General features: G+C 62.1%; 16 protein-coding genes. 3 read left to right on the top strand and 13 right to left on the bottom strand.

The genetic code is table 11. The annotated features are described in order from the left end of the window. Positions 1 to 33 precede the first annotated feature (33 nt). Positions 34 to 1,443, top strand: coding sequence for a type I glutamate--ammonia ligase (gene glnA / locus AC1DVW_RS26850; protein WP_258601625.1), 1,410 nt, complete (start codon positions 34 to 36; stop codon positions 1,441 to 1,443). Between the two features lie 123 nt (positions 1,444 to 1,566). On the opposite strand, the gene AC1DVW_RS26845 is transcribed toward glnA, so the two are convergent. Beyond that, the gene (locus AC1DVW_RS26845) at positions 1,567 to 2,607 is read right to left on the bottom strand and encodes a glutamine synthetase beta-grasp domain-containing protein (protein ID WP_477246682.1); all 1,041 of its coding nucleotides are present in this window, start codon (positions 2,605 to 2,607) and stop codon (positions 1,567 to 1,569) included. Positions 2,608 to 2,925: 318 nt separating this feature from the next. Between AC1DVW_RS26845 and AC1DVW_RS26840 the strand changes: the two genes are divergently transcribed. Further along, entirely contained in the window at positions 2,926 to 3,123 is a 198-nt protein-coding gene (locus AC1DVW_RS26840; RefSeq protein WP_477327127.1) for a DUF2735 domain-containing protein, read from the top strand. A gap of 82 nt (positions 3,124 to 3,205) precedes the next feature. On the opposite strand, the gene AC1DVW_RS26835 is transcribed toward AC1DVW_RS26840, so the two are convergent. The 9 genes from AC1DVW_RS26835 to AC1DVW_RS26795 all read right to left on the bottom strand — a co-directional run bounded on the left by AC1DVW_RS26835 (position 3,206) and on the right by AC1DVW_RS26795 (position 12,669). Further along, the gene (locus AC1DVW_RS26835) at positions 3,206 to 5,092 is read right to left on the bottom strand and encodes an MFS transporter (protein ID WP_477275984.1); all 1,887 of its coding nucleotides are present in this window, start codon (positions 5,090 to 5,092) and stop codon (positions 3,206 to 3,208) included. Between the two features lie 188 nt (positions 5,093 to 5,280). Next, complete coding sequence (locus tag AC1DVW_RS26830; RefSeq protein ID WP_477327125.1) at positions 5,281 to 6,072, bottom strand: ATP12 family chaperone protein; 792 nt, start codon at positions 6,070 to 6,072, stop codon at positions 5,281 to 5,283. A gap of 32 nt (positions 6,073 to 6,104) precedes the next feature. After that, positions 6,105 to 7,085 carry an RluA family pseudouridine synthase gene (locus AC1DVW_RS26825; protein ID WP_477327123.1) on the bottom strand — a complete coding sequence of 327 codons (981 nt, stop codon included), beginning with the start codon at positions 7,083 to 7,085 and terminating at the stop codon, positions 6,105 to 6,107. 61 nt (positions 7,086 to 7,146) lie between these two features. Further along, complete coding sequence (gene crcB, locus AC1DVW_RS26820; RefSeq protein WP_477246672.1) at positions 7,147 to 7,521, bottom strand: fluoride efflux transporter CrcB; 375 nt, start codon at positions 7,519 to 7,521, stop codon at positions 7,147 to 7,149. Between the two features lie 32 nt (positions 7,522 to 7,553). Further along, complete coding sequence (locus AC1DVW_RS26815) at positions 7,554 to 7,919, bottom strand: DUF779 domain-containing protein (RefSeq protein ID WP_477275980.1); 366 nt, start codon at positions 7,917 to 7,919, stop codon at positions 7,554 to 7,556. Between the two features lie 78 nt (positions 7,920 to 7,997). After that, entirely contained in the window at positions 7,998 to 9,515 is a 1,518-nt protein-coding gene (gene adh, locus AC1DVW_RS26810; protein WP_477327121.1) for an aldehyde dehydrogenase, read from the bottom strand. Positions 9,516 to 9,655: 140 nt separating this feature from the next. Further along, positions 9,656 to 10,639, bottom strand: coding sequence for a helix-turn-helix domain-containing protein (locus AC1DVW_RS26805; RefSeq protein WP_477327119.1), 984 nt, complete (start codon positions 10,637 to 10,639; stop codon positions 9,656 to 9,658). A gap of 148 nt (positions 10,640 to 10,787) precedes the next feature. After that, positions 10,788 to 11,618 carry an aspartyl/asparaginyl beta-hydroxylase domain-containing protein gene (locus tag AC1DVW_RS26800; RefSeq protein ID WP_477327117.1) on the bottom strand — a complete coding sequence of 277 codons (831 nt, stop codon included), beginning with the start codon at positions 11,616 to 11,618 and terminating at the stop codon, positions 10,788 to 10,790. Between the two features lie 157 nt (positions 11,619 to 11,775). Then, positions 11,776 to 12,669, bottom strand: coding sequence for a LysR family transcriptional regulator (locus tag AC1DVW_RS26795; protein ID WP_477327115.1), 894 nt, complete (start codon positions 12,667 to 12,669; stop codon positions 11,776 to 11,778). A gap of 101 nt (positions 12,670 to 12,770) precedes the next feature. Between AC1DVW_RS26795 and AC1DVW_RS26790 the strand changes: the two genes are divergently transcribed. After that, the gene (locus tag AC1DVW_RS26790; protein WP_477246661.1) at positions 12,771 to 13,178 is read left to right on the top strand and encodes a cupin domain-containing protein; all 408 of its coding nucleotides are present in this window, start codon (positions 12,771 to 12,773) and stop codon (positions 13,176 to 13,178) included. A 9-nt stretch (positions 13,179 to 13,187) separates the two neighbouring features. Here the strand turns inward: AC1DVW_RS26790 and AC1DVW_RS26785 are convergent, their stop codons facing one another. The 3 genes from AC1DVW_RS26785 to rplQ form a co-directional block, all read right to left on the bottom strand. Further along, positions 13,188 to 14,498: a replication-associated recombination protein A gene (locus AC1DVW_RS26785; RefSeq protein ID WP_477246659.1), complete on the bottom strand. Its 1,311-nt coding sequence runs from the start codon at positions 14,496 to 14,498 to the stop codon at positions 13,188 to 13,190. A 51-nt stretch (positions 14,499 to 14,549) separates the two neighbouring features. Beyond that, a complete protein-coding gene (locus AC1DVW_RS26780) occupies positions 14,550 to 16,034 on the bottom strand; it encodes a DegQ family serine endoprotease (RefSeq protein ID WP_477327113.1) in 1,485 nt (494 codons plus the stop codon). A gap of 193 nt (positions 16,035 to 16,227) precedes the next feature. After that, a complete protein-coding gene (gene rplQ, locus AC1DVW_RS26775) occupies positions 16,228 to 16,659 on the bottom strand; it encodes a 50S ribosomal protein L17 (RefSeq protein WP_477275973.1) in 432 nt (143 codons plus the stop codon). Between the last annotated feature and the right edge of the window lie 67 nt (positions 16,660 to 16,726).

Raw genomic sequence — 16,726 nt, 5'->3', positions numbered from 1 at the left:
CCTCGAAACGTCATCAGACAGGGAAGAAATGACATGACGACAGCCAAAGACATCATGAAGCAGATCAAGGACAACGACGTGAAGTTCGTCGATCTGCGCTTCACCGATCCGAAGGGCAAGCTGCAGCACGTGACGATGGATGTCATCGAGGTCGAGGAAGACATGTTCGCCGATGGCGTGATGTTCGACGGCTCGTCCATCGCCGGCTGGAAGGCGATCAACGAGTCCGACATGGTGCTGATGCCCGATCCTGATACCGTGCACATGGACCCGTTCTTCGCGCAGTCGACCATGGTCATCCTGTGCGACATCCTTGATCCGGTTTCGGGCGAATCCTACAACCGCGACCCGCGCGGCACCGCCAAGAAGGCCGAGGCCTACATGAAGGCTGAAGGCATCGGCGACACCATCTATGTCGGCCCGGAAGCCGAGTTCTTCGTCTTCGACGACGTCAAGTACAAGGCCGATCCCTACAACACCGGCTTCAAGCTCGACTCCACCGAATTGCCGTCCAACGACGACACCGACTACGAGACCGGCAACCTTGGCCACCGCCCGCGCATCAAGGGCGGCTATTTCCCGGTGCCGCCGATCGACAGCGCCCAGGACATGCGCTCGGAGATGCTGACCGTGCTCGCCGAAATGGGCGTGCGGGTCGAAAAGCACCATCACGAAGTCGCCGCCGCTCAGCACGAGCTCGGCATCAAGTTCGACACGCTGGTGCGCAACGCCGACAAGATGCTGATCTACAAATACGTCGTCCACCAGGTTGCCAATGCCTATGGCAAGACGGCCACCTTCATGCCGAAGCCGATCTTCGGCGACAACGGCTCGGGCATGCACGTCCACCAGTCGATCTGGAAGAATGGCAAGCCGACCTTCGCCGGCAACGAATATGCCGGCCTGTCGGAGAGCTGCCTGTTCTACATCGGCGGCATCATCAAGCACGCCAAGGCGATCAACGCCTTCACCAACCCGCTGACCAACTCCTACAAGCGCCTGGTGCCAGGCTATGAAGCGCCGGTGCTGCTGGCTTATTCCGCGCGCAACCGCTCGGCCTCCTGCCGTATTCCGTTCGGCTCGTCGCCGAAGGCCAAGCGCGTCGAGGTCCGCTTCCCCGATCCGGGCGCGAACCCCTACCTCGCCTTTGCAGCCATGCTGATGGCCGGCCTCGACGGCATCAAGAACAAGATCCACCCGGGACAGCCGATGGACAAGGATCTCTACGACCTGCCGCCGAAGGAGCTGAAGAAGATCCCGACCGTCTGCGGCTCGCTGCGCGAAGCCCTGCAGAGCCTCGACAAGGACCGCGGCTTCCTGAAAGCCGGCGGCGTCTTCGACGACGACCAGATCGACAGCTATATCGAGCTCAAGATGGCCGAAGTGATGCGCTTCGAAATGACCCCGCATCCGGTCGAATACGACATGTACTATTCGGTCTGAGCGGACCGCCTAAGCGACAAAGAAAAACCCCGGCGGAGACGCCGGGGTTTTTCTTTGATCAGCCGCTGATAGGGGAAGAACGGGCCACGGCGTAGACACTCAGATCTACGCCGCGTCGAATGCTTACGCGGCCGCCGAAACCTGCGCGCTGGCCGGCACCGAGGCGATCGTCTTCAGGATCTGCGAGGCGATCTGGTAGGGGTCACCCTGCGAGTTTGGACGGCGGTCTTCCAGATAGCCCTTGTAGTCGTTCTTGACGAAGGAGTGCGGGACGCGGATCGAGGCGCCGCGGTCGGCGATGCCGTAGCTGAACTTGTTCCACGGCGCGGTCTCGTGCTTGCCGGTCAGACGCTTGTCGTTGTCCGGGCCGTAGACGGCGATGTGATCCATCAGGTTCTTGTCGAAGGCAGCCATGAGCGCTTCGAAATAGGCCTTGCCGCCGACTTCGCGCATATAGGCGGTCGAGAAGTTGGCGTGCATGCCCGAACCGTTCCAGTCGGTGTCGCCGAGCGGCTTGCAGTGGTATTCGATGTCGATTTCGTACTTCTCGGTCAGGCGCTGCATCAGATAGCGGGCCATCCACATCTGGTCGGCGGCCTTCTTGGAGCCTTTGCCGAAAATCTGGAATTCCCACTGGCCCTTGGCCACTTCGGCGTTGATGCCTTCGTGGTTGATGCCGGCCGCAAGGCACTGATCGAGATGCTCCTCGACGATCTGGCGTGCGACGGAGCCGACATTCGAGTAGCCGACGCCGGTGTAGTACGGACCCTGGGGCGCGGGGTAGCCGCTCTCGGGGAAGCCGAGCGGGCGGCCGTCCTTGTAGAAGAAATATTCCTGTTCGAAGCCGAACCAGGCGCCCTCGTCATCGAGGATGGTGGCGCGCTTGTTGGACGCATGCGGCGTGACGCCATCGGGCATCATGACTTCGCACATCACCAGCACGCCATTGGTGCGGGCCGGGTCCGGATACACCGCGACCGGCTTCAGCACGCAATCGGAGCTGTGGCCTTCGGCCTGCTGGGTCGAGGAGCCGTCGAAGCCCCACAGAGGCAGCTGCTCGAGCGTCGGGAATTCGGCGAATTCCTTGATCTGGGTCTTGCCGCGCAGATTGGGGACCGGGGTATATCCATCGAGCCAAATGTACTCGAGCTTGTATTTCGTCATTCTAGAGCCTCTCGTTGCTTGATCACCGAAGCTGGATAGCGCCGGCGCATGCCGAGCCATCCGGCAGGCCGGCTGCCGGTCGATAAAATGCAAGTCATGTGCCATTTCCGCTGCGCGGGGTGCGTCAAAAGTGCCCATTCATCCCGGCGATGCGGCCAAGCCGTCTAAGCAATGCGTCGGGATCGATCAACAGCTAAATATGCTTAAATAACAGGCAAATACTGATCTTTCTTTAGGCATCTTGCCTAAACGGATTGCAGGACCTATCTTGCTGGAAAGCTGAATCGACAAGCTTCGGCAAAAGAAAGGAGCCCGTCCATGGAAATCGTTTCTGCCCGTCCGTCGGCCAAAATCCTGATGTTCCCGGTGGCAGCCCGTCTTTCTGCCTCAAATTTAAGCGGAAAGGCTAAGTTCGCGGCAGAGCTTGCCTCCATGCGCGATCATCTCTCGGATTTCGGCAGCGGCTGGTACCACGAGGCCGCCATCGAGGAAGCGCAACACGACCGGAAGAGCTGAACTCTTCCTTCGCTTCTGATGAATCGGAAAGCCCGGCGCGATCGCTCGCGCCGGGCTTTTTCTTTGTCTCTGGAGCTGTCGGCTACTGCTTGGCGTGCAGGTCGGTTCCCAGCGTATCTTTGACGAAGATCATGCCGATGATCAGCGTCATCGCCGCGATCACGATCGGGTACCAGAGACCATAGTAGATGTCGCCCTTGGCTGCACTCAAGGCGAAGACTGTCGCCGGAAGCAGGCCGCCGAACCAGCCATTGCCGATATGATAGGGCAGCGACATGCCGGTATAGCGGATGCGGGTCGGGAACATCTCGACCAGGATCGCCGCGATCGGTCCGTAAACCATGGTCACGTAGAGGATCAGGATGAACAGAATGCCGACGACCTTTGTCCAGTTGACCTGCGCGGGGTCGGCAAACATGGCGAACGCGCCGGACGCTGGAATGCTGTAGACGGTCACGTCGGTGGCGCCAGCGGCTTCATCGGCCGTCAGCACCTTGTCCTTGACCGCCTGGGCGACCGGAACCGTCGCCTTCTCGCCGGCGCGAATGGCGACAGCATCAAGCTTCAGTTCGGGATTGGCCGCGACGAAGGCGTCAAGTTTCTGGTCGGCGACCTTTGAAGCGGCGCGCTTCAGCGGATAGCCGCCATCCTTGAGTGCCATGTTGACCGCCTTGGTGAAGGCGCCGTCCTTGGCCTTGGCCTGATCGCCGGCGGCGATGGCGTCGTAGGATTCGACCGTCTCATTGCCGACCTTCACCGTTGCCGCGGTCCCAGGCGCCGCGCTGGTGACGATGTCATACGGCACCGAGCTCTTGGCCAGGAACGACGTGGCGATGTCACACGACGTGGTGAACTTCGCCGTGCCGACCGGATTGAACTGGAACTTGCAGTCGCCGGGCGCCACGGTAACCGTCGCACGCGTGTTCTGCTGCGCGGCTGCCAGCGTCGGATTGGCCGCCCAGGTCAATGCCTTGAACAGTGGGAAGTAGGTGAAGATCGCCAGAGCCAGCCCCGCCATGATGATCGGCTTGCGGCCGATCTTGTCGGAGAGCCAGCCGAAGACGACAAAGAAGATGGAACCGAGCCCTAAGGCGATGGCAATCAGGATGTTGACCGTCTGCAGGTCGACCTTGAGCACGTTCTGCAGGAAGAACAGTGCGTAGAACTGGCCGGAATACCAGACCACGGCCTGGCCGGCGGTCAGGCCAAGAAGGGCCAGGATGGCAATCTTGGCATTCTTCCACTGCCCGAAGGCTTCCGTCAGCGGAGCCTTGGAACCCTTGCCCTCGTCTTTCATGCGCTGGAAGGTTGGCGATTCACTCAGCGTCAGCCGAATCCAGACCGATATACCGAGCAGGATAACCGAGACGAGGAACGGAATGCGCCAGCCCCAGGCGGCGAAGTCTTCCTTGCTCAACATCGCCTGAACGCCGAGGATGATCAGCAGTGACAGGAACAGTCCGAGCGTTGCCGTCGTCTGAATCCACGAGGTGTAGAAGCCACGGCGGTCGTCGGGCGCGTGCTCGGCGACATAGGTTGCCGCACCGCCATATTCGCCGCCGAGAGCCAGGCCCTGCAGCATGCGAAGCCCAACCAGGATGATGGGCGCCGCGATGCCCCAGCTCGCCGAACCGGGAAGCAGGCCGACCAGGAACGTCGAACTGCCCATGATCAGGATGGTGACAAGAAAGGTGTATTTGCGGCCGACGAGATCGCCGATACGGCCGAACACCAGCGCGCCGAACGGGCGCACCAGGAAGCCTGCGGCGAAAGCCAGCAGCGCGAAGATGTTGCGCGTCGCTTCCGGATACTGGCTGAAGAAAGTGGCGCCGATGAAGGCGGCCAGCGAACCGTAGAGATAGAAATCGTACCATTCGAAAACGGTGCCGAGCGAGGAAGCGAAGATGACTTTCTTCTCTTCCCGCGTCATGCCGCCGCTTGCTCTGCCGGCGGTCGATGCCATTGCCATTGATATGTCCTCCCGTGAGATCCCGTCCTCTTCGAGGCTGCACGTCCTCGTCCGCGTTCTCCTCCGAGCGCGGACTCAGGTGCTGCCATCGGCGCAAGAAATGACAGAAAGCACCCGGGAAAGGCAGAGAGCCTTTGGGATTATGACTTTGGTCTAATGTGCAGTGCGAAATCGATGGAGAATTGGTGTCAGCCTTTGAGCGCTTCGAGAAGGCTCACGGCGGCCATCATGTCGCGCTTGCGGGCCGAGCGGCGCGCCATAGCCTCGGCATCCTGGCCCCACTGCTCGATCTGCCAGTCCTCGTCGACATGGCCGGCCGCCCAGGCCGCATCGCCGTCGAGCTCGCCGAAATCGACGGCCAGCGCCAGCAGTGCCGAACCTGTCAGCGAGGTCATGACATGGATGGCGGCCAGCCGCAGCGGCTCGGCACGCTGGGCAAGATGAATACCGAGCACGGCGATGCTCTCGCGCGGCTGTTCGACATGGATGATTCCCTCGGCGAGGTTGAAGCGGGCGCCAAGCGTGCCGCGCGCCCAGTCGATCAGCGGGTCCCAATGCTGGTTCTGCCGGTCGACGAGCCCTTGCGGCGCGTCGGCCCGGTAGCAGAGAAGGTCGGATGAGGCGAAGCGCAATATGTCCTCCAGCACCGCCTGCGGGTCGCTGGCGACGCCGTCGATGGCCGTATTGACCAGCCGCAGCACAGGCATCGTCACCGGGTTGATGGTTTCGCCTTGCGCGGCAAACTCGTCGGCGACCAGAGCGGCCGCCTTTTCGGTCGGCAGTGCCAGCAGCGCCTTGCCCGGCGTGCGCACCGGCTTGCCGTCGAGATGAACGGCAAATCCATCCTCAACCGGAGCGATCGACACGGCTTTGTAGAAGCGTTTCGGCAGATGTGTCTTCATCTGGATCTGGGCACGGCGCACCGGATCCGGATCGGAAAGCTGTTTTCCCGCTTCGAGGTCGTTGAGGATATCGCGCATTCTGACGTCCTGTTGTGTTGCTGTAGCGCCGTTTAGTCCAATGCGCTGGCGTCGTCGAAGCCGATCAGGTTCCAGCTCTGGCGCATATGCGGCGGCATCGGCGCGGTGACATCGATGACACCCTTGTCCGGGTGCGGGATGATGATGCGGCGCGCATGCAGGTGCAGGCGGTTCTGCATGCCGCCCGGAAAGTCCCAATTGGTGTCGGCCTCGAAATATTTGGGGTCACCGATGATCGGGCAGCCGATATAGGCGGCATGGACGCGAAGCTGGTGAGTACGGCCGGTGTAGGGCTCCATCTCCAGCCAGGTCATCGTCTGGGCAGCCTGCTCGATGACACGGTAGTAGGACACGGCGTGATCAGCGCCCTTTTCGCCATGCTTGGCGACGCGCACTCGGTCGCCGTCCGGCGTCGGCTCCTTGATCAGCCAGGTCGAGATCTTGTCCTCGCGCTTCGGCGGCACGCCCTTGACCAGCGCCCAGTAGGTCTTCTTGGTTTCGCGGGCGCGGAACGCTTCGGCGAGCTTCATGGCGGCCAGTCTTGTGCGGGCGACGACCAGCACGCCTGACGTGTCGCGGTCGAGCCGGTGCACCAGGCGCGGCTTCTCGCCCTTCTGGTTGCGCCAGGCCTCCAGCATGTCGTCGACATTGCGGGTAACGCCGGAGCCGCCCTGCACGGCCAGACCCGCCGGCTTGTTGAAGACGAAGACTTTTGGATCCTCATGGATCAGCATCTTGGCGAGCACATCGGCGTCGCCCTGGTTGCGGATCGAGTGACCGGTGAGCGCGCTCTCGCCTTTCTTGTCCACTTCCAGCGGCGGCACACGAACCATCTGGCCCGGCTCGACACGCGTATCGGCCTTCACCCGGCCGCCATCGACGCGGATCTGGCCGGAGCGCAAGAGCTTCTGCAGATGGCCGAAGCCAAGGCCCGGGAAATGGGTCTTGAACCAGCGATCGAGCCGCATGCCCGCCTCGCCGGCCTCCACCGTGATCTGTTCAACGCCTGCCATGTTTTTTTCGCTTATCCATTTCCGAGCGGGCCTCGGCCCTGCTTTTAGCGCGGCAATAGCACTATGAAACGGTTCTTGCGAGCCAAAGTCCCAGAAACAGGGCGATAATGGCGCCAATGACGCTGGCAAGGGCATAACCGAATGCCGGCAGCGTGGCGCCGCGCTCCCACAGCGTCGCGAAATCGAGCGAAAAGGCCGAGAAGGTGGTGAAGCCGCCAAGAATGCCGGTGGCCACGAACAGCCTGAGTTCATTCGATCCGCCGCGCCGCGCCAGCACTGCGATGAACAGGCCCATCGCAAAGGAGCCGACAATATTGATCGCCATCGTGCCCCACGGGAAGTTCGGCCCGGCAAGGCGCAGTGCGCCCATGTTGGTGAGATGGCGAATGCCGGCGCCGATACCACCGCCGACGACAACGAGAAGCAGATTGAACATGGAAGTTTACTGCCCTCACAAGGGCGGTTCGGTCAATCCCGATTGTTTGCCGGGACAACACAGACCGTGGAACGCGTCAAAAACCGTCTCTCGCGCCCATTGTCGAGCGAGAACATGCCACCCCTGCCCGGCACGACGTCGATGATGAGATCCGTGTGCTTCCACACTTCGTATTGCGAGCCGCTGATATAGACCGGCGTCTCACCGATCTCGCCCAGCATGACGTCATTGTCGCCGACGATGAAGTCGCCTTGCGGATAGCACATGGGCGACGAGCCGTCGCAACAGCCACCGGACTGGTGAAACAGCACCGGACCGTGATCGGCGATGATCTCGGCCAAAAACGCCACGGCTTCGGGCGTTGCGGAAACCTTTTCCTTGGACACCTTGTCGAGCATCAAAAAATCCTCCCGGGAAGCCGGTACGGCGGCGCGGCCTGTGGGCCGCACCGCCTGATCGTGCGCCTTTGCGGGCGATCAGAAGAAGCCGAGCTTCTTCGGGCTGTAGCTGACCAGCATGTTCTTGGTCTGCTGATAGTGGTCGAGCATCATCTTGTGGGTCTCGCGGCCGATGCCCGACTGCTTGTAGCCGCCAAATGCCGCATGCGCGGGATAGGCGTGATAGCAGTTGGTCCACACGCGGCCGGCCTGGATGGCGCGGCCGAAGCGGTAGCAGCGATTGGCGTCACGGCTCCAGATGCCGGCGCCGAGGCCGTAGAGAGTGTCGTTGGCGATCGACAGGGCCTCGTCGTCGTCCTTGAAGGTCGTCACCGAAACCACCGGCCCAAAAATCTCCTCCTGGAAGACACGCATCTTGTTGTGGCCCTTGAACACCGTCGGCTTGACGTAGTAGCCGCCGGCAAGGTCACCGGGCAAATGGTTCTGCTCGCCGCCGATCAGCACCTCGGCCCCCTCTTTCCGGCCGATGTCGAAGTAGCTCAGTATCTTCTCCAGCTGTTCGCTCGACGCCTGCGCACCGATCATCGTTGCCGGATCCAGCGGATCGCCCTGGACGATCGCTTCGACGCGCTTCAGCGCACGCTCCATGAACTTGTCGTAGATCTTCTCGTGCACCAGCGCCCGGCTGGGACAAGTGCAGACCTCGCCCTGGTTGAGCGCGAACATCACAAAACCTTCGATCGCCTTGTCGAAGAAATCATCGTCCTCCGATGTCACGTCCTGGAAGAAGATGTTGGGCGACTTGCCGCCGAGTTCGAGCGTCACCGGGATGAGATTCTGGCTGGCATATTGCGAGATCAGGCGACCGGTCGTGGTCTCGCCGGTGAAGGCGATCTTGGCGATACGGTTCGACGAAGCGAGCGGCTTGCCGGCTTCGAGGCCGAAGCCGTTGACGATGTTGAGCACGCCATCCGGCAACAGGTCACCGACCAGGTCCGCCCACAGCATGATGGTCGCCGGCGTCTGTTCGGCCGGTTTCAAGACGACGCAGTTGCCGGCGGCGAGCGCCGGAGCCAGCTTCCACACCGCCATCAGCAGTGGGAAATTCCACGGGATGATCAGGCCAACGACGCCGAGCGGCTCATGGAAGTGGTAGGCGACGGTGTCGTGGTCGATTTCCGAAATGCCGCCCTCCTGGGCGCGCACCGCCCCGGCGAAATAGCGGAAATGATCGATGGCGAGCGGCAGATCGGCAGCAGTCGTTTCGCGGATCGGCTTGCCATTGTCCCAGGTTTCGGCCAGCGCCAGGAGGTCGAGATTGTCCTCCATGCGATCGGCGATCCGGTTGAGGATCAGCGCGCGGGCGGCGGCACTTGTCTTGCCCCAGGCATCCTTGGCCTTGTGCGCAGCGTCGAGTGCAGCCTCGATATCGCTGGCGTCGGAGCGGGCAATTTCGCCCAGCGGCTGGCCGTTTACCGGCGAGATGTTCTCGAAGTACTTGCCGGATTTCGGCGCGACCCATTTGCCGCCGATGAAGTTGTCGTAGCGCTTGGCGAAGGGGATCTTGGCGGTGCGAGAAAATTCAACCTTGTTCATTGTCTTCCTCCCATGAAACGGCCGCGGGATGCGGCACGTGATGAGGAAGAGTTGGCGGATGGCGGCGGGCTTGTCAGCCCCGGCCAGGCAGTCGCTGGCGCCGACTGTCGCAGTTCTGCGACAGGTTCGGGTTTGAAAACTCAATGCGTGCGGCGAATGCCGAATCGCGCGAGTTTTCGATGCAGCGTGGCGCGGGAAATACCGAGATTGTGTGCGGCGGCCGAGACGTTGCCTTCGGCGCGGGCGAGCGCACGCTGGACCACGCCGCGCTCGGCCTCGTCCAGCTCTTCGGTGGCTTTCGCGCAGTCGCCGAGGACATCGGCGGCCGGCAATCCCCTGGTCAGCGTTTGTTGCGTGATGCCGAGAGCCTGTCGCGCCGAGCGGGTCGCACCGACCACGAGATCGTCGGCATCGACGGCGATCAGCGCGCCGGTGCTGCGCTCGCCCACCGGCGCCAGCAGGATGCGGGCGCTTGAAAAAGCCAGGCGAAAATTCTCCGCCTCGATGCGGCGAGCGGCCTCACCCACCGCCATGGCGATCAGGTTGACGAAGTCTTCGGTCAAATCCGACCGGCAGGACGACACATCGAGCGCAGCCGCCAGATTGCCCTCGTGATCGTAGATCGGCGCCGTCGTGCAGCTCAGCAGCGTGTTGCGCGAGAAGAAGTGCTGGTCGCGGTGAATGGTGAGGGAGCGCTGATCGGCAAGGCAGGTACCGATCCCGTTGGTGCCTTCGCTGTCCTCACTCCACACCGTGCCGGTCCAAAGACCCCATTCGTCGAACGTATCGTCATCCGCGGAAGCACCCCGGCGCTCTAGCGGAATGCCTTCGCGATCGGCAAGCATCACGCAGCAGCCGATGCCTCCAACCGCCAGATAGAGCCGATCGAGGCTTGCATCCGCGGCGCGCAGCAGTGGCTCCATGCGCTGCCGCGCCTGCCTGAGCTCGCTTTCGGTCAGACGTCTCGGCGCCTTCCGCTCGGCTGGGTCGAGCCCATGCAATGTAAGGGAACGCCTCCAGGACGCGATCAATGCCGAGCGGGCGGCATCGCTGGTGGCGATCGCTGCCTGCACGACATCGGCATGATGGGCCGGCTGTCCGCTCACCTCATCCTCCCGGAGCATGGTGCGCTTTAACCTCCCGGCGCCGTGCTCGCTTGACGACGTTCTACGGGATCGGTGGCCGATGCCGCTATAAGACGATGGTTCAAGGGCAACCGAGATGTGCAGTGCAGGCTGTTCGCCTTCAGAGCAATGTCGCCTGCAGTCAGGTTCAGGTCGTCTCGACCTTCTTCGCCTTGCTTGAGCCGATCATCTTCCAGTTCTTGTAGAACATGGAATTGATGCGCTCGACGCTGACCGAAACGATGGCCAGAAGGGCTGAGATCAGGCCCGGAAATGGCGACGGCCGGATGATGTCCATGAACACGCAATAACGGCGTCCATCATATTCGTTGACCGAGCGGTGCAGCAGCGTGTCGTCGAAAATGTACAGTGGATTGTCGTGCCAGTAGTTCTTGACGTTGTTGCACTCGACGAAAACCTCGGCCTTCACCGGGATCAGATTGTAGAGAATGCGCAGGCTGAGCCGCAGCGGCCCGAAATGCCAGGAGGTCGATTCCTGTCCCCTGAAAACCGATACGGCAATCGTCTTGATGTATTTGAAATCCTTGTTGAACTCGGCGACATTGTCGATCCGGTGCTTGCCGTACCATTGATAGACATACATGCCGCGCCGGCCGGTGCCGAAATTGGCGTCGATATCGGCAATGATCTCGTCCTTGCGCGCCTTGAAGACGTCGAGAACCTCGTTGACCTCGCGCTGGTAGCCCTCAGGAAACTGCTCCAGCTTCCACACGCCCGGGTTCCTGTAGCAAAGCAGGTCGACCAGAAGGTTGAAGGGCGATAGCAGCCAGGTGAAGATACCGTTGCCAAGGAAATAGCCGCGAAACAGCGACAAATCCTTGTTGGCGTTGCGCAGCACGTCGATCAGGCCACAGACGATCCAGATCGTGGTCAGGATCGGAATGAAGTAGAAGCCGAGCGCCAGCAGCGGCACCGCTATGACCAGCTGGCGAAGGGATTTGCGAAGCGTTTTTGTCATTTTTTGTTCGCGCCGGGCGCGATTCCTGTTCCGAATGATTCGCCAGAGGTCTTGGCAGCGACCACCGCCCGGTCGTGCGCCTTGATAAGATTTTTTGGTTCCTCGCACAACGCTGATCGTGCTGCCTCGGCTAACCGCCGGCAGACCAGTTCGTCCGTCAGCCCATCAGGATTGGACGGACCACGTCCAGCTTCTCGACGACGAAATCGAAGAAAGCGCGGATGCGTGGCGTTTGCCGAAGCTGTGGATGGGTCAGTAGGTACCAGCCCCTTGCAAGTTCCGGCACCGGCGGCAGGATACGAACCAGATCCTCATGCATATCGGCGATGGTCGTCGGCAACGGAGCAATACCGATACCCGACTTGACGGCATGCAGGACACCGAGCACGCTGTTGTTGCTCGCCGCGACATTGGCGCCTGGCGCTATGGTTGCGAGCCATTTTGCCGCCCGGTGATTGGCCAACATGCCATCAAATCCGACGATCGCGTGACGGCCGATATCCTCGATGCGTTGCGGCGCACCGTGCTGCTGGACATAGTTGCGGCTTCCATAGACGGCCCAGACGGAGTCGGCGATCTTTCGGCCGACCAGGGTTTCGTCGTCGGCCTCGCCGGACCTGAGCGCGATATCGGCCTCGCCCTTCGACAGGTCAAGATAGCGGTCGCTCATCACGAATTCGATGCGCAACGCTGGATAGCGCGCATGAAACAGGTCGAGCAGCGGCGAACCCATGATGCGTGAAACAAGCGGTTCGGGTACCGTCAGCCGAATGGTTCCGGCCAGATCGCTGCGATAGGCAAGGATCCGGCGTTCGAGTGCAATGACGGACGCCTCCACGGCCTCGGCCGTTGGAAGCAGCACCTCGCCGAACTCTGTCAATCGGTAACCGCTGGGGTGGCGCAACATAAGCGTGCCGCCAATGCGCCGCTCGAGTTCGGCAATACGCCGATGCACCGTCGACTGGTTCACGCCGAGCGCCCTTGATGCGGCAAGCGTGCTGCCATGGCGCGCCACGGCCAGAAAATAGCGAAGGTCGCTCCAATCGAACATCGCCTGTTATGCATCCTTGCACGCTCGCTCCGCAACCTTGCCGCTGCCGCACGCGCAGGGCCCAGATTAAACTCGGCCGTCTGGTGAAATGGAGAACGACAATGCACAAGATCATGGACGTCAGCTCGGCGATCTCCGGCCTGACGGTCGGCATAACCACTTCGGCGCAGGAAACCGGCGCCGCCAAGCTGAGAGTGCTGCACCGCCAGGTAACGGCGGCACTACCCACCGCACGCGACCAGGAAATCCGCGTGCTTCTGGCAACGCTCGAACCCGGTGATCGCACACCTTATCATTCACATCGATTTCCGGTGACGGTCTACATGCTGGAGGGAGCGTTCACCTTGGAACTGGATGGGCAAGAAGCGGTTACGGTCAAGGCTGGCGAGATTTTTGTCGAACCACCCCTGGTCAAGATGACTGGGCGGAATCTGGACGCGCGGCAGGTAGCACGCATGGTTCTGTTCTACGTCAGCGATGCGGATACCCCGTTTGCCGACCCGGCCTAGCTAAGCAGCCTACCTTGCTCGCTCGGCGCGCAGCTTTGCCCAATAGTCCAGCCGCTTCCTGATATCGCGCTCAAAACCGCGCTCCGGCGGATCGTAGAAGGTCTGCCGTCCCATCTTTTCCGGAAAGTAGTCCTGCCCGGAAAACGCGTCGGGCTCGTCATGGTCATAGCGGTAGCCCGAGCCGTAATCTTCCTCTTTCATCAGCTTGGTCGGCGCGTTGAGGATGTGCTTCGGCGGCAGCAGCGAGCCGAATTCCTTGGCAGCCTGCGTGGCTGCCTTGAAGGCAGTGTAGACGGCGTTGGATTTCGGCGCCGTGGCGAGATAGACGGTGGCCTCGGCGAAGGCCAGTTCGCCCTCGGGCGAACCCAGATAGTCATAGGCGTCCTTGGCGGCGTTGGCGATAACCAGCGCCTGCGGATCGGCGAGGCCGATATCCTCCATCGCCATGCGCACCAGCCGGCGGCCGAGATAGAGCGGATCCTCGCCGGCATCGAACATGCGTGCCAGGTAGTAAAGCGCTGCGTCGGGGTCGGAACCGCGCACCGATTTGTGCAGCGCCGAGATCAGATTGTAGTGGCCATCCTGGCCCTTGTCGTAGATCGGCGCGCGGCGCTGGACGATGCGCTGCAGCCCCTCGGCACCGAACACCTCGCCGGGCTTGGCGGCGCGCCAGACTTCCTCGGCCAGCGTCAGCGATGCACGGCCGTCGCCGTCGCTCATGCGGACCAGCATCGCCCTCGCCTCGTCGTCGAGCGGCAGCGCCCTGCCCTCGGTCTCTTCAGCCCGCGCCAGGAGCTTTGCGATGCTCTCCTCGCCAAGCGAATGGAAGACCAGCACCCGCGCCCGAGACAGCAGAGCGGCGTTCAGCTCAAAGGACGGGTTTTCCGTTGTCGCGCCAACCAGCACGACGGTCCCGTCCTCCATGACGGGGAGAAAAGAATCCTGCTGGGCGCGGTTGAAGCGATGGATCTCGTCGACGAACAGCAGCGTCTGGCGGCCATTGGAGCGGCGCAGCTTTGCCGCCTCGAACACCTTCTTCAGGTCGGCAACGCCGGAAAAAACCGCCGATATCTGCTCAAAAGCAAGGCTGGTCTCACCGGCAAGCAGCCGGGCGACCGTGGTCTTGCCGGTGCCGGGCGGGCCCCAGAAAATCATCGAGCCGAGCGAGCCAGACCCGATCAACCGTGTCAGCGCACCGTCGGGTCCGGTCAGATGCTCCTGGCCGACGACCTCGCCAAGGTTTTTCGGGCGCAGCCGGTCGGCCAGCGGCCGCCCGGGCGGCGCCTTTTCCGGTTCATCGACGCTGAACAGATCGGCCATGCAGTTCTTTTGGTTGGAGCGCGACCTCTTCGGAAATGCCGGAGATCGAACTCAGTAACGCAACACCTGGCGCAGTATCTGCCCGCCGCGCTCGACGGTAAAGCGCCACCAGCGCGTATCCTGCTGGGCGAGCTGCGCCAGCGTTGCTGCCGTGTCGACGGTGGTGCCGTTCACTTCACGCACGATGTCGCCTGGCTGGAAGCCAAAATCGGCGGCGGGCGAATCGCGGTTGATGTCGACCACGGTGACGCCCTTGAGGTCCGTGCGCAGGCCAAGCCGCTGGGCAAGCCGGGGCGACAATTCCGCGACCTTGGCGCCGGAGAACGGGCTGCGGCCATGCAGCGTCACTTCCGAGGCCTTGGCGCCTTCCGGCGCGCGCTCCAGCGCGATGTCCATCGTCGCCTGCTGGCCCTTGCTCAGCACCGCGAAGCTGGCCTTGGTGCCGATCGACAGCGTCGCCATCCGGTAATCCAGCGCCTCGATGCTCTCGACAGGCGTGCCGTTGAGCTGCAGCACGACGTCGCCGGGCTTCAGCCCTGCCTTGGCCGCCGGCCCGGCCTCTTCAACCGAAGAAACCAGCGCGCCGGTCGGCTTCTCCATGGCGAGCGATTCGGCGATCTGCGGCGTCACTGCCTCGAATTCCGCGCCGATATAGGGCCGCTCGAAGAAATCGAGCCCGGCCTTGGCCGCGTCGGCGAAGGCGCGCACCATGTTGGAAGGAATGGCAAAGCCGATGCCGATCGAGCCGCCGCTGCGGCTATAGATCGCCGTGTTGATGCCGACCAGCTGGCCGCCCATGTTGATCAGCGCGCCGCCGGAATTGCCGGGATTGATGGCGGCGTCTGTCTGGATGAAGTAGCCCGAATCCGAAACGCCGATATGGCTGCGGGCAAGTGCTGAAACGATGCCGCTGGTGGTGGTCTGGCCGACGCCGAACGGATTGCCGATGGCCAGCAATAGATCGCCAACCTCGAGCGCGTCGGAATCACCGATGGCTATCACCGGAAACGGCTTGTCCGAGTTGATCTTGAGCACGGCAAGATCGAGCGTCTCGTCCTTGAGCATGACCTTCGAGGTGAATTCGCGTCCGTCCGCGGTCGCCACCTTGACCTCGTCGGCGTCCTTGATGACGTGGTAGTTGGTGACGATGACACCACTGGGATCGACCAGCACGCCGGAGCCCAGTGAGGACTGTGCGCGTGGCTGCGCCCGGCCGAAGAACTCCTCGAAGAAAGGATCGCCTTCGAAAGGCGACGTCACTTTGGCCGTCTGCGAGGCATAGACATTGACCACCGCCGGTGCCGTCTGCTTGACCAGCGGCGCGAAGGACAGCTGCACCTCTTCGCGGCCGAACGGCACGCGCTTGTCGGGACCGGAGGTGGAATTTTCGCCCTCGACGCCGTGCAGCAGGTCGGTCAGCACATCGGAGAGGCCCGGATCCGTCTTGGCGGCGTCTTCGGCCAACGCCTGCCTCGCCGCCGGCACCAGCGCCATCACGGCGCAGAGCAGAACAAGGGACAACCGTTTGAAGCGCATTCCGAATCCTCCAAGTCGGGCGCCATCTGTCCCGACGATTGTGCAAAATAAAAGGCTAAGCCGCTGAAATCCGATTATTTTGGCTAAAACTCTACGGTTTGGACCGCGAATTCGGCACGGCCGCCCATTGCTGCTTCCAGAATAGGAAAAGGGGCCCGCAGGCCCCTTTTTGAAACACTTGGGATAGACGAGCTTATGCAGCTGCGGCTTCCTCGTCGGCGCCTTCGGCCTCAATGCGAGCGCGGTCGCCGGCGCCCTTGGCCGAGGTGTCGCGGTCGACGAACTCGATGACAGCCATGGCTGCATTATCACCGTGGCGGAAGCCCGCCTTCATGATGCGCAGGTAGCCGCCGTTGCGGTTGGCGTAGCGCGGCGCGATGGTGTCGAACAGACGCTTGACGACGCCTTCATTGCCGATCTGGGCAATGACCTGGCGGCGGGCGTGCAGGTCGCCACGCTTGCCGAGCGTCACCAGCTTCTCGACGATCGGACGCAAATCCTTCGCCTTCGGCAGGGTGGTGACGATCTGCTCGTGCTCGAGCAGCGACACGGCGAGGTTGGCGAACATCGACTTGCGATGGCTAATGCTTCGGGCGAAGCGGCGGCCTTTGAAACCGTGGCGCATGGCTCTTTTCCTTCTTCAGTTGCTCAAGAGGCCAAAGCCTCTGATGGTTTTCCGCATGACCGTCGGA

It is taken from the genome of Mesorhizobium sp. P3_B5, assembly GCF_056402815.1.
Note: the sequence above shows the minus strand (reverse complement) of the source record. Positions and strands in the feature narration are given on the sequence as shown.